We start from the raw sequence: 24,664 nt of genomic DNA, 5'->3' as shown, positions 1-24,664 counted from the left end.
TAGACAGTAGGCACGGATGCGGCGGCACCGCTGAACCGGCCGAGCACACCATTATCGAGGAGCACAACGTGACGACGGCGCCACTGCCCGACGATTCTGCTGCGGGCACCGCCGAGGATTCGCACTTCCCGGCGGGGGCGAAGCCGACCTTCGCCCCCGGCGCCCAGGTCCGGATCCGGGATGAGCAGTGGCTCGTCAAGTCGGTCACCGAGAGCCGCGACGGGCTGATGGTCGAGGTCAGCGGTGTCTCCTCGTTCGTCCGGGGCACGGACGCCGTGTTCTACCAGGGCCTCGACCAGATCGACGTGCTCGACCCGCGCAAGACCGACCTCGTCGCGGACGAGACCTCGAAGCACGCCAAGGCCCGCCTCTACCTGGAGGCGGTGATCCGCAAGACCGCGCTCCCGCAGACCGAGCACGGGCTCGCGCTGGCCGACTCGTTCCTGATGGACCGCCAGGAGCACCAGCTGCGCCCGGCCGAGCGGGCGCTGTCCATGCGCAATCCGCAGCCGCGGCTGCTGATCGCGGACGTGGTCGGCCTCGGCAAGACCCTGGAGATCGGCATCACCCTTGCGGAACTGATCAGACGGGGCCGGGGCGAGCGCATCCTCGTCGTCACGCCGGCCCACGTCCTGGAACAGTTCCAGCGCGAGATGTGGACCCGGTTCTCCCTGCCGCTGGTGCGACTGGACTCCACCGGAATCCAGCGCATCCAGCAGGAGATCCCCGCCGGGCGCAACCCCTTCGCCCATTTCAAGCGGGTGATCGTCTCCGTCGACACGCTCAAGTCGGCCACCTACGCGCACCACTTGGAGAACACCGTATGGGACGCGGTGGTCATCGACGAGTCGCACAACCTCGTCAACAAGGGCACCCGGAACAACCGCCTCGCAGAGCGGCTCGCCAAGAACACCGACGCGCTGATCCTGGCCTCGGCGACCCCACACAACGGCGAGGCCGAATCCTTCGCCGAGCTGATCCGGATGCTCGACCCGGCGGCGATCGCCGACGTCAAGAACTACAAGGTCGCGGACCTCGACCACCTCTACATCCGCCGCACCAAGACCGACCGCGAGGTGCGTGACGGCCTGAAGGACAAGCCGTGGGCGGAACGCGGCCCGTCCCTTCCCGTCCCGGCCCCGGCCACGCCGAAGGAGGTGGCCGTCCTGGAGAAGCTGGCCGCCGAATGGACCCCCGGCGATCCCGCCCGCTCCTCGGTCTGCGCCGAGCCGATGGTGGCGTACGGCTTCCTCAAGGCGTTCCTCTCCTCTCACGTCGCCCTGCGCAAGTCGCTCGCCAACCGCCGTGCCTACCTGGAGCACCCTCGGCGCGCCGAGGCGACTCCCAAGGCCCGCGAGGCGTTCACGGTGGAACACCGGGCCCTCACCGAACTTGAAGCGCTCGTCGCGGAGTTCGAGGACAAGGACTCCGCCAAGCTGGACGCTCTGGTGGACACGCTGAAGAAGGAGCTCGGCGTCGGCCCGCGCTCCGAACGCCGGGTCGTGGTCTTCTCGGAGCGGATCGCCACGCTGGAGTGGCTCGCCCAGGTCGTCCCGGAGCGGCTGGGCTTCAAGGCGAAGCCGGCCCTGGCGGAGAAGGCGCGTCCCTGGAAGGCGTACGGCGGGGCGGTCGAGGTCATGCACGGCGACGCCACCAACGACGACCAGCAGCGGGAGATCGTCGACCGCTTCGGCCGCCGCGACGAGCCCGTACGGCTGCTGTTCACCGGCGACATCGCCTCCGAAGGCGTCAACCTGCACCACCAGTGCCACGACCTCGTCCACTACGACCTGCCGTGGTCGCTCATCCGCATCGAGCAGCGCAACGGCCGAATCGACCGCTACGGCCAGGCCGTCAGTCCCGAGTTCCGCGCGATCACCCTGACCGCCGACGTCCCGTGGCGGCGCGACGAATCGACCGGAGAGCAGCTCACCCTCGACGACCGGCTGGTCGGTGTCCGGCTGCTGAGCCGCGAGGCGCAGGCCCACGAGATCGAGACGGGCGAGGGCTGCGCCGAGGCCGTCACCGGCCTGTACGACGCCAAGAAGGAGGACGACCGCCTGACCCGCGACCTCATCAAGGGCGGTACGGCGGAGCGCTCCATCCAGCAGTCCCGGCAGGAGGCGGGCGGCGTCCTGGCCGGCCTCCTCGCGAACGTCAACGCGCTGATCGCCGATCCGTCGGCCGCGTCGGCCGCCGCGGGGATCCCCCCGGTGGCCAAGGCGGACGTACCGCATCTGTTCGCCGACACCGAGGCGTACTTCCATGCCGCGATGGACCTGGTCTACCCGCAGGCCGAGCGCGAGGCCATGGGCTGGAAGCCCGTCACGGACCGGGGCCGCGTCGAGTTCACGCCGCCGGACGATCTCCAGTATCGGCTGCGCGCACTGCCCGCCTCGTACCTCGACCAGGAGAAGATCCTCACGACGTCCAAGTACGACGGCACGCTGAGCCTCACCTTCAACCGGAAGTACGCGGCGGAGCGGCTCGAAGCGGCCCGCGACGCCAAGCGGGGAAAGACCGAGCAGACCGCGTCGCAGTGGCCGAACGTCTCCTACGTGTCCGACATCCACCCGGTCCTCGACTGGGTGACGGACAAGGTCCTCGCCAAGCTCAAGTACGACGAGGCGTTCGTCCTCGCCCACCAGCCGGACGCTGCCAGGGCCGCCCGCATCCACCCCGATCTGCCGGCAGCCCTGGGCGGCCCCGTCTATCTGCTGCAGGGCGTCCACTCCAACGCCGCCGGCACTCCGACCGTGGTCGAGTGGATGGCCGTCACCGGCCTTGACGGCGCCGACCCCCGGGTCTGGCGGATGGATTCGGCGTTCCTCGCCGCCTGCGGCGTCGGCCCGAACATGCCGGGACGCGACCGGATCCTCGACGAGAGCGGCCTGAAGGCCCTCGTGCCAGCCGCCGTCGACGCCGCGGAGGCCCACCTGCGGGCCCGGCGCGCCGAGTACGACCGGCTGATCGACGGCTACCTCGCCCCGTACGAGGATCGCGTCCAGACCTGGGAGCAGCTCGCGCTGGAAGTCGCAGGAAACCAGCACCGCCGCCGCGAGAAGGTCGAGGACACCGCGACCGACCGCCGCGAGCTCGTCCGACGCATGCGCACCTCCGGCGACCCGATGATCCGGGTCCTTGCCGTCCTCGAACCCCTCTACTCCGCCGCATCTACCGCCGCACCGACCGCCGCCCGCGCCGAGGAGTCCACCCGATGAGCTACACCTTCGACTCCTTCGCCAACCGCGGCGAGTACCTCTCCGCCCACTACTTCAGCGAGGAACTGGAGAACACCCTCAAGAAGAAGTCGGCGGACGACGAGGGCCTGTTCACCCTGTGGACCTACCGCGAGACCGACCAGCACGACACGCAATCCACCCCGCGTGAGCTGCTGCTCGGGCTGCACACCGAATACGCCGGCCGGGTCCGGCCGGTCCTCGCCGCTGACGACGACCCGGCGGGCGAGCGGGCCGAGCGCCTCGCCGCCTGGCACACCGCCCTGCTCGCCGCCCTCGGATACGGCAGGTCGGACCGCGTGCTGCCGCTGCACAATGCCGGCCGCGCGTACGAACTCCCCGTCGCCTGGCACGGTGACGGAATCGTCGCCCTCGACTGCGGGTGGACCGACAGCCTCGACGACGCCCTCGACGCCGACGGCGCGGGCCGCCTGCTGAACCCCCTCAAGACGTCCGAGGGTCTGATCAGTACGGGTGAGAAGCTCGCCGGCTGGCTCTTCCAGAGCGAACTGCACGAGCCGGGCGGCGAGGCGCCGCGGTTCGTGCTGCTGCTCTGCGGCGGCGTGATCGTCCTCGCCGACCGCACTACCTGGTCCGAGGGCCGGTACCTCGCGGCGAGCGTGGACGCGGCGCTGCTGCGCAACGACACCAAGAAGACCGGCGAGCTCGCCCTGCTCGCCGCGCTCTTCTCCCTCGACATGCTGGCTCCCCGCCCAGACGGCAAGGGCCGCCGGATGGACGACCTCCTCAAGGCTTCCCGCGACAACGCGGTCGGCGTCAACTCCGAGCTGCGCAAGGGGCTTCAGCGCTCGGTCGAGATCATCGCCAACGAGGTGCTCGCCCGGCTCAAGGAGAGCGAGGTCACCCCGCGGCAGATCGAGGACCCGGAGCGGCACGGGCCGTTCGCCAAGCAGCTGACCCGCGAGTCGCTGCGCTACCTGTACCGCATCCTCTTCCTGCTGTACGCCGAGGCTCGCCCCGAACTGGGCATCCTGCCCGCCGACGACTCCACCTACGAGGCGGGCTACTCCGTCGCCCGGTTGCGCGAACTGGTCTCCCGCGACCGGAAGCTGGTCGACGAGGAGAGCAAGAAGGGGTTCCACCTCTACGCCTCGCTCGATGTCCTGTTCAACAAGGTCAACTACGGCCACCGCCCGCACGGCACCGAACCCGGGGACCACAAGGCCGCTGGCGAGCGCAGCGAACGGCGCGGTCTGCGCTTCGAACCGCTGCGCAGCGAACTCTTCGACCCGAAGGCCATCACCCTCATCGGCCGGGGCGTCCGCGATCCGCGTGTCGATGCCGACAGCGGCGCGGACGAACTCCCGAAGTGGCTCGACCTCCGGCTGCGCAACGAGGCCCTGCACGAGGTGCTGCGCCTGCTGACCATGAAGGAGGCGAGCGCAAAGGGCCGGCAGGGCGGCTTCATCTCCTACCGCAACCTCGGCATCAACCAGCTTGGCGCCGTCTACGAGGGCCTGATGTCCTACACCGGCATCATCGACGACGAGCGGATGCTGGCCGAAGTCGCCAAACCGGGCGCCGCGAAGAGCGGCACCCAGCAGCACGGCGACCCCGAGAAGGGCTCCTGGCTCATCCCCGCAGACCGGCTGAGCGACTACCCGGCGAACACCCACGTCGTCTACTCCGCGCAGGACGCCGAACAGCACGGCCTGCGCGGCCCGAAGAAGTACGAGCCCGGCCGCTTCGTCTACCGCCTCGCCGGACGCGACCGAGAGACCTCGGCGTCCTACTACACCCCCGAGTCGCTGACCAAGGTCACTGTCGAACTGGCCCTGAAGCACAGGCTCGACCAGAAGACGGACGAGGACGGCAAGGCCGTCCGGACGCGGGCGAGCGAACTGCTCCGCTACACCATCTGCGAACCGGCCCTGGGCTCCGGCGCGTTCCTCAACGAGGCGATCAACCAGGTAGCCGAGGCATACCTGAAGCGCCGCCAGGAGGAGCTGGGCCTCACCCTCGACACCTCGCAGGCGCTGGAGGCGAAGCAGAAGGTCAAGGCGTACATCGCCCTCCACAACGCGTACGGCGTCGATCTCAACGCGACCGGTGTCGAACTCGCCGAGGTATCGCTGTGGCTCAACACCATGCACCCCGGCATGCGCGCGCCGTGGTTCGGCCTGCATCTGCGGCGCGGCAACTCGCTGATCGGGGCCCGGCGTTGGGTGTACGCGGCCGAAGCCGTCAAGAAGGAGCGGACGGTCGCCGCGCAGACGCCGACCAAGCTGCCGTTCCGGTCGGCGGAGGACGGCACGGAGCAGCCGCTGCCGGAAGGCGCGGTGCACCAGTTCCTGCTGCCCTCGCCCGGGTGGGGCGCGGTTGCGGACGCGAAGAAGCTGGTCGAGCAGCTCGCTGGTGAACAGGTCAACGGCCTGAAGGCGTGGCGGAAGACGGTGGTGACGAAGCCGAAGGCCACCAGGGGCAAGAGCAGCCAGCTGGCCCGGCTCCAGGCGGTCGCGGAGCGGGTGGAGTACCTGTGGCGGCTGGTCGCCAAGCGACTGGAGCTCAGTGAGCAGGAGATCGCCCGCACCATAGACGTCTGGGGTGCCGATCGGCGGGAGGACGCCGAGGAGTACGCCTTCCTCCGCCGCGACAAAGAGAACGCGGGCGGCACGCTGCCGCTGACCAAGGAGCAGGTTTTCAAGGACCTGTTCGAGGCGGAGGGCTCGCCGTACTGGCGGCTCAAGCAGGTCATGGACGCCTGGTGCGCGCTCTGGTTCTGGCCGCTGGACAAGGTGGGCCTGCTGGACGGATCGGACCCCGAGTACGCCACTGCGCCGGTCGTCACCCTGGACGCGTTGCTGTCCTCCGGAGTGGCGCCGGTCACCGGGGTGGCTGCGGAGCCGGTGGCCGAAGCCGAGCCGGCTTTCGTGGAGCACGGGCTGCTGTTCGCCCTGCCCGGAGACCAGTTGGCCTTCGGCGAGGGCGGGGACGACCTCGTCGAGCGGCGGGAGATCAAGAAGGCCGGCGCGTCGGGCGGCCGCAAGGGGGGCGTGGGCGGGCCGGTGCGTCGCCGTGACGTCATCGCGCTGACCGGCCTTGATGACTGGCTCGCGTTCCTGGAGTCCATGGTCGGCACAGGTGAGGTACCCGAGGGGACGTTCGCCACGTCCGTCGACTCCCTGGCCAAGCTGAAGGACCTGGAGAAACTGGTCGAGGCCGAGATGGGCATGGACGATGCCCGTAAGGCCGTTGAGACACGGTACCCGTGGATGCGGACCGTTCGTGACATTGCGGCGGAACAGGGCTTCCTGCACTGGGAGTTGGATTACGCTGGGGTCTTCGCAGGACAGTCCGGAGGGTTTGACCTTCAGGTTGGAAACCCGCCGTGGGTGCGGCCCCAGTGGAAGGAAGACCCGGTCCTCGCGGAGTTCGAGCCCTGGTTCATGCTGACGGAAAAGCCGAAAGCAGAAGAAAAGAGTCGACGACAGGCTCTGCTGCTTGAGCGGGAAGAAGTTCAGAAGTACCTGATCGGCGAGTTTACGAACACAATTACTACGGCTTCATATCTGTCGGATTCGGCGGTCTATCCGCTGGTGTCTGGAACTAAGCCGGATCTCTATCGAGCATTTATGTGCGAGGTGTGGGATCACGCGAGCGTCAGCGGGACGGCGGGGATGGTGCACCCTGATACTCATTTCTCCGGCGACAAGGAGGCTCGGCTGAGGGCGGCAGCGTATAGGCGTCTTCGGGTACACGGGGACTTTGTCAATGCGGGAAACCGCTTCTTTCCTCCGCCGGTGGGCAGGTCGAGCCACTTCGGGGTCCACATCTATGGTAGTGCCAGAATTATTGCTTTCGACTCGTTGTCATGGCTGTTTACGGTCGACACATTGCGGCTATCGGCTATCGCTGAGGACAACGAAGAGGCGCCCGGGGTCAAGTATCAAGGGGAGTGGGACGAACGTCCGCACCCTAAACGAGTTATCCGCGTTACTCCGGAGACCCTGCAGCTTTGGAGGCGTTTCACGGGAGACGGCGGTCGTCCAGAGCAGACGCCTATGCTCATGCCGGTAAGCACGGCTGAAGCACCTGCGATCAAGGCCCTTGCGCGTTATCCGCTGCGTATCGGCCAGCTGAGCCCCGAGATTTCTATCGGTTTCGATGAAGGCCAAGCTAAGAAGGCGAAGTTCGGCCCTGGCAAGAACGTGCGGCTCATCGACTACAACACCGGCGTGGATGGCCAGGAGGACTACCATGCGGAGTCCTGGGAGGACATCATCCTCAAGGGTCCGCAACTCGGCGTCGCCAACCCGATGTTCAAGCAACCCAGCCAGGGTGGCGGCGAGACACGCGGCCTGGACCTCCGAACGCTCGCAGACGACGCGGTTCCGGAGTCGGAGTACCAGCGGGTAGCACCGGTCGAAGTGTTCCAGGGAGAACAGGAGCGTTGGATTCACTGGGAGCGCTACGAGGAGCTGCTCGCTTCGGAGGACGAGAGAGCAGCAGCAAGGCTGACGGTCGCTGGGACGCGGAGGATCGAACCCGAAGAGGTCGCAGAGGCGGAGATTGAGGAGTTTCTGCAGGAAAAGGCCGGTGCACCGTACAGCGGGTGGTACCGCTTGGCATGGCGCGAAATGATTGCACCTGACACCGAACGCGCTCTGTACGCGGCACTGATCCCGCCAGGGACGACTCATATTCATGCGGTGCGTTCAGCACGTTTCGTCACACCTCGGCTGACCGCCCTCGCAGCTGGGTTCATGGCTGCGCTACCGGTGGACTACCTCCTCCGGACCATGGGTGTGGGACATCTGGAAGTTGCCCAGGCCAAGCGCCTGCCGCAGGCGCAGCCCGATCACCCCCTTGCCCCCGCCCTCCTCCTCCGCACCCTCCGCCTGAACGCCCTGACCACTGCCTACGCCGACCTCTGGGACGAGCTTTACGACTCTTCCTGGGCTGGTGACGAGTCCTGGGCGATCGAGTGGCCGGGTATGAAGACGGAGCTGCACGCCGTAACCCCCTCCTGGCAGCGGGAAACGCCGCTCCGTACCGAGTACGCGCGCCGCGCTGCGCTCGTCGAGATCGATGCGCTCGTCGCCGTCTGGCTCGGCATTGATGCGGACACGCTCGTCGCCATGTACCGGGCCCGGTTCCCGATCATGCAGGACTTCGACCGGGTGACCTGGTTTGATGCCAACGAGCGGAAGATCGCTGGCGACCGCTACACCTATGGCTTCGACCAGACCAAGGAGCACTGGCAGCAGTTCGAGGCCCACCAGGAGGACCCCGCGGTGAATCCCGTTCCAGACGGTTACGCCGCGCCCTTCTACAAGGCCGACCGCGAAGCCGAGATGGGCCGTGCCCACGCCCACTTCACCGAGCGCCTGAACGACGCCGTGGCCAAGGGCCTGTGGGACCCGACGACGATGGAGGTTCCGAAGCCGTGAGGCCGACTCTCGAAGCACAGGGACTCAAGGAGAGCCTGCTCCAGTACCTCTCCACCACCTACGGCCTGGCCGACGAGGGTGCCCGCAAGGCGCTGCACACCTTCCTCGGGAACGAGGCCACGGGCATGTTCCGTGGCCCGTACCTGCGCCTGCGCACGCCGTTCACGCGCGCGGAGGACGGCTGGCAGCAGCACCTGGACTGGCACCGCTCCGGCGGCTGGTCCCCGTACGCGCACCAGGCCCGCGCTTTCGCTCGGCTCACCACGAAGGACGGCCACACTCCGGAGCCGACCCTGGTCACCACCGGCACCGGCTCCGGCAAGACGGAGTCGTTCCTCTACCCGGTGCTCGACCACTGCGCCCGCGAGCGCGCGGCCGGGCACACCGGCGTCAAGGCCGTCTTCCTGTACCCGATGAACGCCCTCGCCACCGACCAAGCGGGACGCATCAACGACCTGCTGGACGCCGAGAAGGACGCGCTCCAGGGAGTCCGGGCCGGCCTGTACATCGGCGACAAGGCAGCGACGCACTACGACTACGTCTACACCCGCCGCCAGGACATGCAGCTGTCCCCGCCGGACATTCTGATCACCAACTACAAGATGCTCGACCTGCTGCTGCAGCGCTCCGCGGACGCCTCGCTCTGGGACGGCAGCGACATCCGCTACGTGGTGGTGGACGAGTTCCACACCTATGACGGCGCGCAGGGTACCGACGTGGCGATGCTGCTGCGCCGGCTGGCCTCCGCAGTCGGGGCGACGCAGCTCGGTAGCCCGCTGGGGACGATCACCCCGGTCGCCACCTCCGCCACCCTCGCGTCCGGAACCGATGCGGACGGGGTGCGTCAGCTGCTCGACGTCGCCGCGCACGTCTTCGGCACCGAGTTCACCGAGGACGCCGTCGTCGGCGAGGACCGGCTCACCGTCGACGAGTTCATGCTCGACGAGACGGTCCCGGACGCCAAGTTCCTGCCCGGCCGGGTACCCACGCCCGAGGCGCTCACCACACTGCCCGACCCCGCCTCCGGCTACGCGGCACTGGCCGCACTCGCCGAGGCTGTCACCGGGAGCCGGTTCGACGCAACCGGCCCGCTCGACGGCCGGGAACTGGGCGCGGCGCTCAAGCGGAACCGGCTCACCTACGCCGTCCTGTCCGCGTTCGACGGCACGGTGCGAAGCTACGACGAGGTCCTGGATGTCATGCGACGCCAAGGGGCCGCCAGCTGGGATGAGGCGATCACCACCCGGCCCGAGGTGGCGGCACTCGCCCTGGCCCGGTTCGTCGCTCTGCTGTCCGTCGCCCGGGATCCGGACGAGCCCGCCGGGAGCAGCCGTCCGCTAGTGCAGGTGGAGGTGCACCAGTGGGCGCGGTCGGTGACGCGCATGCTGCGCGGCGTCCAGCCGTGGCCCCAGGCGTCCTTCGCCTGGGACGCGGCCGGGGCGCAGGCGCCGTCTCGGACGACGCCGGACACCACCGGCCCCCGTGAGACCCGGCTGTTCCTGCCGGCGGTGTACTGCCGCGAGTGCGGCCGTTCCGGCTGGTCCGTCCTGGCACCCGAGTCGGATGCCGAGGAGCTGAGCTTCGAGTCCCACAAGATCCGGCGCGCTTCAGTGACCGCCGACAAGGCGAAGATCCGGACCCTGATCGCTGCCACCGACAAGGAGGCCATGGAAGGCAGCGGCCGTGCCCCGATGGACCCGGCGGCCCAGCGGTCGCTGACCACCGGCGGTGCGGGCGTGCTGATGGTGCTGGACGGCCCCGACCGCCGCCTCCGGCTGCCGGATCCGGCTGACGACTACACCGCCGAAGGCGATCCCCGACCCCGGGGCGCGGACGCGGCCTTCGTCCTCGTCCAGCTGGGCGAGCGCGCCGAGCGCGCGGCACAGGACGACTGGTGCCCGGCCTGCGGCACCCACAACGCGATCCGCTTCCTCGGCACCGGTGCCGCCGCGCTCGCCGCCGCGTCCGTCACCCAGCTGTTCACTGGCGGGGAGATGGACAAGAAGCAGCGTGAGACCAAGACGTTGATGTTCAACGACTCGGTGCAGGACGCCGCACACCGGGCCGGCTTCGTCGCTTCCCGTTCCTACACCTTCTCGTTGCGCGCCCTGTTCACCAAGCACTTGAGCGAGCACCGGCCCACCGCGCTCAACGACCTGGTGGCCGACGTGGTCGAGGCCACCACCGACCGTGAGACCCTGGCCGCGGTCGTCCCGCCCGACCTGCACGATGACTCGGGTGTGGCCCGCCTGTTGTCGGGTGCCGGCCGTGGTGGGGACAAGCGGACCTGGGACCTGATCGGCGAGCGGTTCGCCTTCGAGGCCGTGATGGAGTTCGGCCACCGCTCCCGCAACGGTCGGACCCTCGAACTCACCCGCACCGCTGCGGCGTTCGCGGCCATCCCCGATGAGCGGGCCGCGATCGCGCTGGTCCGCACTGCCCACGAGGAGACGGCGGACCGGGGCCTCACCCTGACCTCCCACGACGACGACCGCTACCTCGCCTTCCTACGGGGCTTCCTCGACCGGATGCGCACCCGTGGCGCGATCGGCCACCGCTGGCTGGGGAAGTACCTCGACGAGGCCGGGACCAGCCGGTTCTTCATCTGGGGCGGCCGCCCGCGTGGCATGAAGGCCTTCCCCAAGGGCGTCGCCGCCCCGGTCTTCCTGCTCGCCAAACCGAAGCCCAACAGCGAGTTCGACGTCGCGGCCGGACGCCTCTCCTGGTACGAGACGTGGGCGCAGCGCTGCTTGGGCCTGACCCGCGAGCAGGCGGACGAGTTCTGGCTCCGCCTGCTGCCCCGGCTCGCCGATGCCGGGCTGCTCGCCGTCAGAACTCCGGGCGACTCGGCGGCCCGGATCTACGGACTCCAACCCGGGGCCGTGCAGCTCCAGCTGCTCTCAGATGAGCAGGTCAACAGCGCGTACGTGCGCTGCCCCAGGTGCTTCTGGGAGCAGACCGTGCACCCGTCGCTGCTGTCCCGGTACCACGGCCAGCCCTGCCCCGCGTACCGCTGCGCGTCCGGGCGGCTCGTCGCCGGCGACCGCTGGCAGGAGACCGTCGACCGGCACGACCGCGACCGCGACTACCGCGACGACTACTACCGAGGCCTCTACCGGCGGGCCGGCACCTTCCAGGTGATCACCGCGGAGCACACCGGACTGCTCTCCCGGGCCAAGCGCGAACGCGTCGAGGAGGCGTTCCGCAAGGGCGAGGGCTTCAACGATCCCAACGTGCTCTCCTGCACCCCGACCCTGGAGATGGGTATCGACATCGGCGACCTGTCGGCCGTTGTGCTCGGGGCCCTGCCGCGCCGTCCCGCCAACTACACCCAGCAGGCGGGCCGGGCCGGCCGCCGCACCGGCAACGCGTTCATGCTGACCATCCCGGACCGCTCGCGCCGCGACCTGTACTTCCTGGACCGGCCGCGCGACATGATCGACGGGCAGATCGTGCCGCCCGGCTCGTACCTGTCCGCCGTCGAGATCCTGCGCCGCCAGTACACCGCCCACCTGCTCGACCTCGCGGCCCGCGGCCGGCTCCTGCGCGAGGACGGCAGGCCGCTGGCCGCGCTGCCGCGCAGGGTGGACGAACTGTTCGGCCCGTCCGGCTACCTCGCGGACTTCGCCGCCGCCGCCCTCGCCCACGGCGAGGAGCTGGTCCGCGGCTTCCTCGACCTCTTCCCGGTCGGCGTGAGCGAGAACGCCCGGGCCGAGCTGACGAAGTACGCGGTGCGCCGCCTGCGCAGCGCGGTCGAGCGGGCCGAGCGCGACTGGGAGCGGGAGAGCCAGAAGCTGCGCGACCGCATCCGTACGATCCGCTCGGCCATCGACGAGCTGAAGGACGGCGACGAGGAACAGGCCCGGACGAAGGCCGAGTTGGAGGCCGAAGCGCGGGCACTGTCGAAGAAGGGCGGGGCCAGGCTGCGCCAGCCCGCCCAGAGCGTCCTGTGCGACCTCGGGCTTCTCCCGAACTACGCGCTGATCGACTCGACGACCACCCTGTCCGCCACGCTCTACTGGCCGGAGGGGAAGACCGGCACGGGGCAGGAGGCCTACAAGTCGAAGCCGTACACCTACGAACGGCCGCGGTCCTTCGCCGTCGCCGAACTCGCACCCGGCAACACCTTCTACGCGGAGGGCTACAAGCACCGCATCACCGGCATCGACATCGTCACGGGCCAGGACCACGACTGGCGGTACTGGCGGTTCTGCCCGTCCTGCGGCCACGTTCGGACGCACAACGCCCAGCAGGACATCTCACCGTGCCCGCGCTGCGGGGACGCCGGCATCGCCGACTCGGGCAGCCTTTGGCAGGTGGTCCAGCCGACCACGGTCACCGCCCGCGCCAAGCGCGAGGACGCCCGCATCGGAGACGAGAGCGACGACCGCGACCGGCGGTTCTACAGCGTCGTCGACATGGTCGACATCGCCCCGGGCGACTTCGTGCCCAAGACCTCCTGGCGGCACACCAGCGAGGTGTTCGGCGTCGACTACACCCGACGTGCCGTGATCCGGCGGGTCAACGTCGGGCCGCTCAGGATCGGCGCCCAGGAGGGCGACCGGATCGCCGGGCGACCGGTACGGATCGCTCCCTTCCAGGTGTGCACCGCATGTGGCGCGGCGAGTGCGGACGGGCAGCCGGTGTTCGACGACGACCGCGACGCCGTTGACATCTCGGCCAACCGCCAGCGCGCTCTCAAGCACCACACGCCCTGGTGCCCGCACCGGCGCGGCACGAAGGCGGTGGCGCAGGAACAGGTGCTGCTCGCCCACGAGTTGGAGACCGAGGCGCTGCGGGTCCTGCTCCCGGCGGCGACCGTTCTGGTCGACGAGAAGGTGTACTCCTTCCAGGCCGCGCTGCGGCTCGGCGTCGACCGTGCCTTCGGTGGGGACCCGCAGCACCTGGACTCCTGCCTCGCCACCATGCCCGACCGTGACACCGACGAGACGAGGCACTTCCTCGTCCTCTACGACCGGCTCCCGCACGGCACGGGCTACCTCGACCGGCTCACCGCCCCGTCTGCCTTCCGCCAGGTTCTCGAAGACGCGCGGACCCTCCTCGTCGACTGTCCGTGCGTCCAGGAGAACCGGCCCGCCTGCCACCGCTGCCTGTACCGCTACACCGACGAACGGCACATCGAGGCCGTGTCCCGGCAGGCGGCGCTCGACATCCTCGACGACCTCCTCGGCCGGGGCACCGACGCCTGGACCACTAAGGAGGTCGGCAACACGGACCAGATCGGGCTGGACGGACAGGTCGAATCCGACCTGGAGGCACGCTTCCTCGCCGTGCTGCGGGCCTGGGCCGAGAAGCGGGGCAGTGACGCCTCGCTCGACGAGAGCGGTGACAACAGTGGGTACCTCCGGCTCAAGGACTCGACCACGGTCCACGGCTGGCGCCTCACCGCGCAGCGCAGCGAGGGCTTCACCCGCACCGACTTCACCTTCGAACGCACCGAAGGCCCGAGGCGGAAGGTGACGGTGTACCTCGACGGCCGCCGCTTCCACGCCTCCCGCCGCCACAACCGGCTCGCGGGCGACGCGGACAAGCGCAACCGGCTGCGGGCGCAGGGGCATGCCGTCTTCCAGCTCACCTGGGACGATCTGGCCGCCTTCGAACAGCACACAGGCGTGCATGCGGGGGACCGCGACGCGGTCGAGCCGGTGTGGCCGCCGTACGAGCACAGCGCCCGGGCCGTGGCCAAGCAACTGTACGCCGAGCACGGCCAGGACGACCTGGACTCCACTGCTTTCCTCGACCCGATGAGCCAGCTCCTCGCCTACCTGCGCAGCCCCGACGACGCCGCCTGGGGCAGGCGGGCCGCGTCCGTCGTGGGCGGACTGCTCGGCGCCGCCCCCGCGACGCTCGTCGGCAACGGCTCCGCGGAGAAGGCGCACCGGGCGCTCGGGACGCTCCTGGAAGCCTGGGAGCGGAGCGGCGACACCGACCCGGCCCCGGTGACGGGGGGAGGGGCGTTCAACCTTTTCCAGACCGCCGATCGGTCCGGACTGCCCGTCGCCTTCATGGTCGACGGCGCCACCGGCCGCTGGTCGGCGCTGGTGTGCCTCGACGACACGGAGAGCGACCAGCTCGGTTCCCCCGAGCACAAGGCACGGTGGCGGGCCTGGCTCCAGTGGTCCAACCTGCTGCAGTTCCTCACCCACACCGGTGGCGACGGCGTCCAGCTCACCACCTCCGGCGCGGGCCTGTTCGACCTCGGCACGCTCAAGGCGTTCGGCGGGATCGGCGAACTCGAGTCCCTGGTCGTCCAGTACGGCGGGAGCGCGAGCGCACCGCAGGCCGCGACGGCCGAACCGATGGACGAGACCCCGCTGGAGGCCGCACTGCGGGACCTGCTGTGGGACCGGGAGATCCTCGGCTACCTGGACGAAGACGAACCCGACGCCCCCCTCGCCCGCCTCGCCCACGTCCTGGCCGACCGCGGCAGGCGGGCACCCGTCTACGGCTACGAGCTCGGTGACCGAGGCTGGCTCGCCGACCTCGTCTGGGCCGACGAAGGGCTGCGGATCGCCGTCATGGCCGAGCCGTACGACAGCGACGACGAGGAACACCACAAGACCTGGCAGGCCTACCGCGACGCGGGCTTCACCGTACGCTCGGCCGAGGAATGGCTCGGCCGGCTCGACGACCTGCTCGCCGCCCTCCCCGATGCCACGGACCGTCCCGACTCCGCCTCCGACTCCCACGAACCGAGTGCCGCACGATGACAGCACGCCTGAGCCTCTACCAGAAGGCCGAGAACGAGCTCTACAAGATGGACTCGTCGGTCAAGACGAAGTTCTACGACTTCTGCCACCTGTTCCGGAACGATCCGGGGCACCCCAAGCTCGACCTCAAGCCCCTCAAGGGCGACCGCCGCATCTTCCGCGCCAAGATCGATCCGTCGTACCGCGCCCTCCTCGCTCCCGTCGGTGTGGGCCCGGATGGCGTCGAGCAGTGGCTCGTCGTCGCCGTGCGGCACCGCAGGCACGTCTACGAAGAGCTCAGCGTCGCCATCAACCGGATCACCGGCGAGATCGAGTTCGTCGACCTCGGCGTCGTCGGCCAGAGCGTGCTTAAGCGGGCCGGCATCCAGCTCACCCCCGACCCGGCGGAGCGGGGCGCGCCGGAGGCCGACGCCACAGCCGAACCCGTCGCCGCTGCGGCCCCCGCTGTCGAACCCCCCGCCGTCGAACCCCCCGCCGTCGAGCCCTCCGCAGAGCCGCTGCTCGCCGCCTGCACCGCCGACGACCTCCGCCGTCTCGGCGTCGCGGAGGCCCTGGTCGAGGTGGCCCTCCTGGTCACCACCGACGACGAACTCGACCAGCTCGTCGCCGGTGCGCCGCGCCTCACCGCCGAAGTGCTCACCGGCCTGGGAGCCGGCATGAGCGTCGACGAGGTGGAGAGCGAGATCACCCGCCCCGCCGCCACCGTCCTCGAAGCCGGCTTCGAGGACGACATGGGCGCCGCCCTCACCCGTACCGCCGTCACCACCGTCGACGACGACCTGCGCAACGTGCTCGCCGAGGGCGACTTCCGGGCCTGGAAGGTCTACCTCCACCCCACCCAGCGCAAGATCGTCGAACGGAACTACAGCGGCCCGGCCCGGGTCAGCGGAGGCCCAGGCACCGGCAAGACCATCGTCGCGCTGCACCGCACCGCCCGGCTCGCCAGGCAGCTCCAGCCCGGCCGGGACAAGCCGATCCTGCTGACGACGTACACCAAGAACCTCACCGCCGACCTGCGTTCCCGGCTCAGCTCCCTGGTCACCCCCGACCTTCTCGCCCGCGTGGACATCAAGCACATCGACATCCTGGCCCAGGGCATCCTCAACGAGAACAGCGCCGCCGGAGCCCAGCGCTCGCTGATCGGCGACGCCCAGGCGAAGGAGGTCCTCGGTGAAGTCCTGTTCGAGTACGACGCGCAGCGGCGTTGGGACGCGGAATTCCTCTTCGACGAGTGGGAGCAGGTGATCCTGGGGCAGTCGCTCGCCACCCGGCAGGACTACTTCAAGGCCCGGCGCCCGGGCATGGGCCGCGCCCTGACCCGCCCCGAACGCGGCGGCGTCTGGCAGGTGCTGGAGCAGTTCACGCTGCGCCTGAACAGCATGAAGCGCGAAACCTGGGCACAGTCCGCGGAGCGTGCCGCGCGCTACGAGATGGAGCGTGCCCGCAAGATCCAGGACCGCGCCGAGCGGAAGGCCGAGATCGGGGGCGGAGACCTGATTCACCGCGACGACAACAGCTCCGCGGTCCGCTACCTCCGCCACCGCTACCAGCACATCGTCGTCGACGAGGCCCAGGACCTCAGCGCCGCCCACTGGAAGATGCTGCGCGCGATGGCCGCCCCCGGCCCGAACGACCTGTTCATCGCCGGGGACACCCACCAGCGGATCTACGACCGCCAGGTCACCCTCTCCACCGTCGGGATCAACATCCGGGGCAAGGCATCGAAGCTGACCCTGAGCTACCGGACCACGCAGGAGATCCTCGACCAGGCCGCCAAGGTCGTCGGCGACTCCACCTACGACGACCTCGACGACGGCACCGAGAACCTCAGCGGCTACCACTCGCTGCTCCGCGGCCCGGCACCGGAGTTCGTCGCCTGCGCGGACTGGGACGACGAGCTCACCCAGCTCGCCGCCAGGCTGAAGCTGTGGCGTGACGAGATCACCCGACCCGGCGAGGACGGCAGCGTCCGCGACCCGGGCGGCGCCATGGCCGTCTGCGTCGCGGACGGCGACATGGCCGGCCGGGTCGCCGCCGATCTCCTGATGAAGCACGGCATCACCACCGCGACCCTCACCAAGGACGGCCCCCAGGGCGGCGGTGAGGTACACATCGGCACCATGCACCGGTTCAAGGGGCTGGAGTACCAGAAGCTCGCCATCATCGGCGCGAGCGACGGCATCCTGCCGCGCACGGCACTTATCGAGAAGTTCGCGCACACCGACCCCAAGCGCTACGAACGGGAACTGAAGCAGAGTCGCAACCTGCTCTTCGTGGCCGCAACCCGTGCCCGCGACGCACTATTGATCTCCTGGCACGGTGCCCCCAGCCCGTTCCTGCCGGTCCACTGATCGCCCAGCGCCGAGCGGGACAACCTGCAGGAGAAGCATGCCTACGGGCCGGGCGGCGCTCACAACGAGTGTCTTTGGCGTGGCACAGACAACGGATCGCCGGTGCTCGGCCCCAGGAGGAGATTCAAGATAACGGAGTGCTCCTGGAAGATGACCCGCTGGGTTTGGCTGCCAGCCGTGGGATCGGTCGGTGCCTTCGCAGGAGAGTCGCCTTCGCGCAACAGGCTGTCGTTGTGGGGCGCTGGCGAGGGGCGGCTTCTGCACTGGCTCCCACCGGTAGATGCTGTCTGCACCCTGGCTCTCCAGTACCAGGTGCACGGCATGGATGGTGGTGGTCACCTGCTCACGGCAAGGCGTCCACAGGGCTGGCCTTCGAGTCGCTGGGCCACCGCCAGCTCGCCGGTTCAGACGGCGGTGCTGTCCAGGCGCTTGCGCAGCTCCGTGACGGCGCTGACGAGCGCTCGCGTATCGGTCGCGTCCACGGGCTCGTCAAGAGCCGAGGTCCAGTCGGCGTACGTGCCGTCCGTGTTCACGCGGCCGGCCCACATCCTCACCCGCTTGTAGGGGGCGGAGGCCTCGATGCCGATCCACCAGTTGTCGGGCTTCTGGACGATCCGCCGTTGAGAGGGCAGCTGCCCCATCTGAACGGTGGCCAGGTTCTCCCATCCGCATGCGCGGATGATCCACTTTGCCACTGGGTCCGGACCGAATTCCATGGCTCCATCCACCCCTTCGACGTCCTTGCGCCTACCTGCACCCCGGTGGGGCACACCGATCACGGCGTCGGTCCGAGGGTAGCTGGGATCGGGGGATCAGGATCGCCGCACGACCGCCTGATCATTCTGGATCTCTCAGACAGGCCCTGTTGGTGCGGGCGGCGGCGGTCAGGCATTGCCGTGTGGTGATGCCCAGCTGTGGTGCGTCAGGCCGGTGTTGCGGGACAGGATTGCACCGACGCCTTGTTCGTCGAGGGCAAGGTAGGTGGCCGGAGCCGGGTCGTTGGCGTGCTTGGTGATCTCGACGGTCCAGATGGTCACCTGGGCCCGGGCCTCCAGCTGGACGTCGTGCCGGACGATGCGCCAGGTGACGCGGGAGGGCTGCGAGCACGCCTGCAGGTCGATGTCGCACTGGCGGTGGGAGACGGCCGCTGCGATCGTGTCGCGGAGCTGGTCCGGCATGTTCGCGGGGTTGGCACACCGGGCCAGTAGGGCCTCAAGCTCGTGTGCGGCCGGGCGTTCGTCCTCGGGCTGGGGGTCGGAGGCTGGCGCGGGGGCCTCCTTGAACGATCCGGGGGCGCGGCGCGGCCATACAACGTCGTCCGTGCCTGGGGCGAGGCAACCGGCGTCCAGGGGCACCGTGGCGGCGGTGTCGTCGAGGTCGACCTCGTAGCGGGCGACCGGGTCGGCGGCGACCGACTTCTCTTGGTCGTCGTAGTGCCAGAGCGGCTGGTGGACGTAGCCGTGCTGTCCCTCGTACGGGCCAGCGGCGACGCGTACGCGCTGGCGCGGGGAAAGATCGCCGCGTCGGGCCGAAACCTCGATCGCCACTGCGGCGAACGCTTCGGGGAGGAACAGTTCGATGGCGGGGTCCGGCAGCTTCACGTGGGCGTGGCGTTGGAGGCCGCCCCAGCGGAGGCGGTCGCTGCTCCCGTTGGGGCGGCTGAGTGCGCGGTCGTCGTCCACGGCGTCGGATGGTTCGAGGGGCGCCGTCGGGTTCCACGTCCTGGTCAGCCATCGGTACCGGTCGGCGACGTGGTCGACCCCGGGGACGACCTGCCCGTAGTAGTCCGGGCTGGTGTCGTGGCCGGCGGCAGAGAGGGAGTTCTGGGACAACTGCTCGATGAGTTCGTCCTCGCCGGCGCGCAGGTACCACGGCACCTTCTCCCAGGGCACGTCCGTGACCGGCTGCTTCCCGACGACGTGCAGGCAGTACAGCACCATCGCGATGGTGTCCCTGACCGCGAGGTAGTCGAAGCTGCCGAACGGCACTCGGAGGTGGGTGGTCACCACCTGGTGGGCACGGCGGGTCGCCTGCCGCCACGCGGTGTTGCGCTCCCGCCACTGCCGGAACGGGGCACTGCGCTGGCCCTGGGCAAGCGGACGAGGGTTCACCGCGGCGGTGATAGCGCCGACGGTGCCCCAGTCGCACACCGGCTCGGCCAGGAGGTCCACGACGCGGTGGATCTCCAGCTCGCCGACCGGAGCCGTCTGCAACCTCGCCGCGAGGGCCGCGAACTGCTCGTCGGTCAGCTGCGCCGCGACGACGGAGTGCCGAGTGTGGACGAGCGGAGAGTCGCTGCGGTACGGCAGGGTGTTCAAGAGGTGCGGCGTGACGTACAGCCCGAACTCCTCGGCGAGTAGCGCCCAAGCCCGATCCGTGAGTCCGACCGGAGCGCCGCCGTCGTCGATGTGCCAGATGGAGAAGGAAGGCAGGTCGAGCAGAGCGGTGTGCGGGCCGTGGCCGTTGGTCGTTGCAGGCACGAGCAGGACCTCGCTCTCGGTCCACGGGTCGCGCCGCCGGTGGATGACCAGGCTCAGCCGGCCGGGATGGGAGAGCAGCCGGTGCTCGGTGATGGAGTGGTCGCGGTGCCGGAGCCGCACCCGCACGGCCGACCAGGCGACTGTGTCCTCGGTGAGAGCACCGGGCTCGGTCCACTCGACCTCTGCCCCGGCCAGGACGGGCCGCTCGTCGACATGTTGCGTCAGCCAGCCGAAGAAGCCCGGCGACAGGTAGACCGGCAGCGGTACGTGGCGTGCGCCGCCGCTGCGCTCAGCGCCCCGGCCGATCCGGTCGAGGACCTGCGCCACCGCGGCGTCGAGGTCCGTGTGCACCGGCACCCGGTGGCGGTGGGCCCAGGAGACGGAGCCCGGAACGGTGGTGCCTGGCGCGCTGGTGAGGGACAGCCGTGCGCCGTGGCGGGCCGCGTCGGCGCGCAGCCAGTCGCCTCGCCCTGGCAGGCGCTCGACGAGCCGCGGGCCGGCGTCAGTAGAGGGTTCCTCCGGGGTGAGGATCGCGTCTGCCCATGCCGCTGCCGTCTCCACCCATCGCACATGGCCGGGCTGCAGGAGCGCTCCGTCGCGCGGGCTGGGAAGGAGGACGACCAAGCGGCCGGTGTTCCTCCAACCTTGCCGCAGCAGGCCGACCGCTTGCTGCTGCCACGAGTCGTCGCCCGGTGCGGCCACCAGCACGCAGGCGCTCCACTGGTCGGGAAGCTGTTCGCCGACGTGGATCACGGTGAACGCCCGGTCCCATTCCGGCAGCGGCTCCACCAAGTCGGGTTCCAGGACTGCTTCCTCGTAGCGGTCGTGGAACTTAATCGTGTAGGACAGCGGGGTGTCGGTGACCTCGCGCCGCTCTTCGTCCGTCTCCCAGGTGACGGCGTTGACGGTGCCGGTGCGGTCGGTGTGGATGCCTTCGATCACGCGTACTGGCACGGACAGCAGCGGCGTGCCGCCGAGGGGCAGTAGGGCCCCGTCCACCTTCCGGGTGAGCGTGTGCAGCGCGTGGTCGACGACGCTCTCGCCGCTGCTCCAGAAGCGGCCGTAGGCGGCTTCGGTGACCATGTCGGACGGCAGGGTGTCCTCCAACGGGACGCCGTGCCGGGCCTGGAGGGCGTGCCACAGCCTCCAGATCCGCCCCTGCACCGGTGGCGGGCCGGCGAACCCGTCGGGGAATGGGCCGTTGTCGCTGGTGTTGTCGGCCAGGCGCGCGCGGTTCAGCTCGGTCAGGCCGGACTCGGTCGACTGAGCGGTGCCGTCGTGCTCGGGGCCGGGCAGCAGCCGTGCAAGGCTGTCGCGAAGGCGCGGCGGGTTCCCGAGGCGATAGCGCACTGCGCGGAGCGGGACCTGGTCGACGCCGACGGCATCCTCGGTGGCGATCAGGTAGTAGAGCAGCGCCAGGACGTCCTGCTCGTCCCGGTCGAGCGCCCTGAACGCCCGCGCCCGAGACTTGGCGTCGCGCCAGCGCTGTTCCTCGTCACCGCTCATTCCACAGATGGTAGGACGTCAGGTGCCCATGGGCTGAGCTGATCTTGAGAGCGGTGGGGCCAGCGCAGGCGGGCCTTTACCCGATCAACCAGGTGAAGCCGACTGCCGGTCGTTAACCTGCTCCCGGCACACGACGGCATCACCATCACGACCACCGCGGAACACCCGGGAGAAGACCGACCATGCCCGTTGAGGACCAGCTGCCGGCGTGTGGCGCCCGGCACCCGCTGGAGCGCCGCCTCGGAACACAGCCCCGCCCGCCCGGCGTGGCCCGCGACGCGGACTACACCCCGAGCGCCCACCTGCTCGCCGCGCTCTTCGCCGACTGTCTGCCGTGCGTCCTGCAGTGGCGGGAGATCGTCCTCGGCAGCGAACGGCTACTCGTGGCCGATCTGATCGCCACCGCCACCGGGCCCATCGAGTACCTCGACTCCGCGACAAGCCTTGCCACCCGGCAACTCCGCGAGGCCGTCCGGCAGCTCCGGACCAAGAACACCGCCGTCCCTCTCATCACCGCGGTCGACGACCTCAGCCACGAAGACCTGGCCCTCGTCCTCGACGACGCGCTGCGGCACTACCGGCTGGCCGAACGGCTCGCCCCCGGCGCTGACTGGTATCGCCGAAGCACGACGGCCCACCTCTCCGGGCCGCTCGACAGCCCGGCCGAGTATGGCCTCGCCATCAGCAGCCTGACGGTCGGCAGCCGAGAGTTGCCGTTGATCTACCTGGTCCCGAAGAGCGGCACGGCCGGGGTCGGCCACCTGCGCGACCGCTGCCGCTGGTCGCAGTGGGTGATGAAGGACCTGCCGGCCCTCGACACCAGCTGGCAGGTGTTCATCGACACCGACGCCCGCGACCTGGTGGCGATCTGCCAGGCCAACCACACCGGCCTGATCGACGTCGACCTCTGGTACGCCGATCGCATCGGCGACCGTCTCCCTGACCCTTGGCTCGCCCTGATGGAGAAGCAGGGCATGATCCTCCTGTGCGGCCCGGTGCCGGCCGGGCCGGACGAGGTCCGAGCACGGGCCACCGTCGGGATGTTCCACGCTGTGCTGGCTCTCCCCGTGGTCGATCACCATCGCGACTCGGCCAAGCGTCGTCGGCGCTGACCAAGGACGCAGGCGATCGCGCCGGACCTCGGCCACGGCCGCGCCAGATTCACAGGAACCCGGGCGAGCCTCGAAGCGGTGGCGCTGCCGGGAGAACCGGAGCCGGGGAGCCGGGCGGTCAGTAATCGACATCGCCGGTGGCACCGGCGTGCAGCACGGTGAGCAGGTCGCCGAGGGCGAGTTCGGCGTCGAGCAACGCCGGCGGGTTGAACGGGTCCGGGCCGGGCTCGATGTCGGCCACCGTCATGGCGGTGGCAGGGCGCAGTGCCGTGCTGCAGGTGCTGAGCAGCGCGCCGAGACGGCCGGTGGTCATGGCGGCGTACACGGCAAGGGTGCCGAGGTGACGCTGGAGGTCGCGGAGCCGGTCGTCGTCGCTGGGCTCCGTACCAGGTCGGTGCTGACGCCGGGTCTTGGTGAGGAGATCGTGGGCGACGGCCGTCTCGTAGTCGTCGAATGCCCATTCCCTGCGGTTGAGGGCGCGGGCGGCCTCCGTGACCGGCTCGCGGACGGCATCACGCAGTGGTGCCGGGACGGCCGCCTCGGGATCGGTCCGGGCCTCCCGGTAGGTGAGCTCGGCCGGTCCCAGAGCCAGCCGTACGACTTCTCGCAGGAGCGCCCGCGGGGACAGCCGCGGCAGGTCCGGGGTCCTGGTGTGGCCGCATGCGCAGGTGAGCGTGGCAGGACTTCCCCAGCGTCCCGCCACGGTGAGGCCGCAGGCGGCGAGGCACACCGGGCAGTGCACTGGTGCGTACCGCTCGGCCGTCTCCCGCGACAGCCGCGGAAGGTAGAACTCCTGTACCTGCGGTACGTGGTGGCAGATGACCACGTGGAGGTGCCCGGCGCCGTCGTGCCCGAGGCGGCTGGTCACGATCGTCCAACTCACCGGCCACACCGTAGCAGCCGGTACACGCTCTTGGACCGGCGCTGCCGCGCATCCCTGGCCGCTGCCCGGCGGTGCGTCCGGCTGCGAGGCGGAGGTTCTAGCCTTCCACCATGACGCTCACCGGCGCCGAACGGGTGCTCTTCGACTTCATACAGCAGCAGGCCGAACTGGAGCAGTCCTTCGACCGTGAGGGCACCACTGCCTGGGTGCACCGCTCCGTGTACGCCCTCCTGCTCGCCCACGGCCAGTGGTGCACTCCCGCGGTCCTGCCGCCCGGGGTCGACCCGCTGCGGGAGCGATATTGCTACCGCAACGCGCAGCGCACCGAACTGGCCCACCCGGCCCTGATCTACACGGAGGGCTGGGCGCTCGCCGCGACCGCCACGGCTCCCATTCCGCTTCCGCATGCGTGGTGTACGACGGTCGACGGCGACGTCGTCGATCCGACCTGGGCCGGGTTGGGCGGCGGCATCGCCTACTTCGGCATCCCCCTGGCCGATCCCGCCCCGCCCCGGCGCCGCAGGCCACGGTGTGCTGGAAGATCCCGAGACAGCCCATCCGCTGCTGCGCAACGGGCTGTCCCCTGGGGCAGTGGTCGTCGGGGTTGGCAGGCGTGGGAGTGCGCCTGCCTGAGCAGCACAAACGGGCAATCTGGACCGTCGCCGCGACACGTGCGCACAGAGACGATGGCGACACCAATTCTCACCCAGAGAGGGTCATTCGCCGCCGTGCTTCTTCAATTGGCCGGACGTCGTCGACGGGCGATCTTGACGCTCGCTGCGGACGCTGGCCACGGCCGTGACGTCGATCTCGCCCGCCGGCACCCAGTTCGGGAGTCGCCGTCCTGGCCCCGCCCAGCTGTCGCTTCTTCCGGGTTCGGCACCTCAGGTCGTGCCCGCCGCGGGTCCGTCGGGTTCGCCGACGGACTGTGAGCGGGGTGAGGTGATGGCC

9 protein-coding genes are annotated in these 24,664 nt (G+C 69.8%); 6 read left to right on the top strand and 3 right to left on the bottom strand.

From position 1 onward, the window contains the following. Positions 1-68: 68 nt before the first annotated feature. The 4 genes from ACYP53_RS27025 to ACYP53_RS27010 are packed head-to-tail and all read left to right on the top strand — an operon-like array spanning position 69 to position 17,732. Positions 69-3,221: an SNF2-related protein gene (locus tag ACYP53_RS27025; protein ID WP_459649322.1), complete on the top strand. Its 3,153-nt coding sequence runs from the start codon at positions 69-71 to the stop codon at positions 3,219-3,221. Further along, positions 3,218-8,650, top strand: a complete 5,433-nt coding sequence (locus ACYP53_RS27020) for a hypothetical protein (protein ID WP_459649321.1) — start codon at positions 3,218-3,220, stop codon at positions 8,648-8,650. Before ACYP53_RS27025 ends, ACYP53_RS27020 begins: the two co-directional genes overlap by 4 nt. Then, on the top strand, positions 8,647-15,381 hold the full coding sequence (locus ACYP53_RS27015) for a DEAD/DEAH box helicase (protein WP_459649320.1): 6,735 nt from the start codon (positions 8,647-8,649) through the stop codon (positions 15,379-15,381). Before ACYP53_RS27020 ends, ACYP53_RS27015 begins: the two co-directional genes overlap by 4 nt. Further along, positions 15,378-17,732: a UvrD-helicase domain-containing protein gene (locus ACYP53_RS27010; protein WP_459649319.1), complete on the top strand. Its 2,355-nt coding sequence runs from the start codon at positions 15,378-15,380 to the stop codon at positions 17,730-17,732. Before ACYP53_RS27015 ends, ACYP53_RS27010 begins: the two co-directional genes overlap by 4 nt. Positions 17,733-18,136: 404 nt before the next feature. Here the strand turns inward: ACYP53_RS27010 and ACYP53_RS27005 are convergent, their stop codons facing one another. Beyond that, a complete protein-coding gene (locus ACYP53_RS27005; protein ID WP_459649318.1) occupies positions 18,137-18,448 on the bottom strand; it encodes a hypothetical protein in 312 nt (103 codons plus the stop codon). A 168-nt stretch (positions 18,449-18,616) separates the two neighbouring features. Next, entirely contained in the window at positions 18,617-21,718 is a 3,102-nt protein-coding gene (locus tag ACYP53_RS27000) for a hypothetical protein (protein WP_459649317.1), read from the bottom strand. 182 nt (positions 21,719-21,900) lie between these two features. On the opposite strand from ACYP53_RS27000, the gene ACYP53_RS26995 reads away from it, so the two are divergent. Continuing rightward, positions 21,901-22,830: a hypothetical protein gene (locus ACYP53_RS26995; protein WP_449789034.1), complete on the top strand. Its 930-nt coding sequence runs from the start codon at positions 21,901-21,903 to the stop codon at positions 22,828-22,830. 118 nt (positions 22,831-22,948) lie between these two features. On the opposite strand, the gene ACYP53_RS26990 is transcribed toward ACYP53_RS26995, so the two are convergent. Further along, complete coding sequence (locus ACYP53_RS26990) at positions 22,949-23,713, bottom strand: hypothetical protein (protein WP_459649316.1); 765 nt, start codon at positions 23,711-23,713, stop codon at positions 22,949-22,951. Positions 23,714-23,823: 110 nt separating this feature from the next. Between ACYP53_RS26990 and ACYP53_RS26985 the strand changes: the two genes are divergently transcribed. After that, the gene (locus tag ACYP53_RS26985) at positions 23,824-24,645 is read left to right on the top strand and encodes a hypothetical protein (protein WP_459649315.1); all 822 of its coding nucleotides are present in this window, start codon (positions 23,824-23,826) and stop codon (positions 24,643-24,645) included. Positions 24,646-24,664 lie beyond the last annotated feature (19 nt).

The sequence above is a fragment of the Kitasatospora sp. Ki12 genome (genome assembly GCF_054601375.1).
The sequence above is the reverse complement of the archived record's forward strand: the minus strand, read 5'-3'. Positions and strand labels throughout refer to the sequence as shown.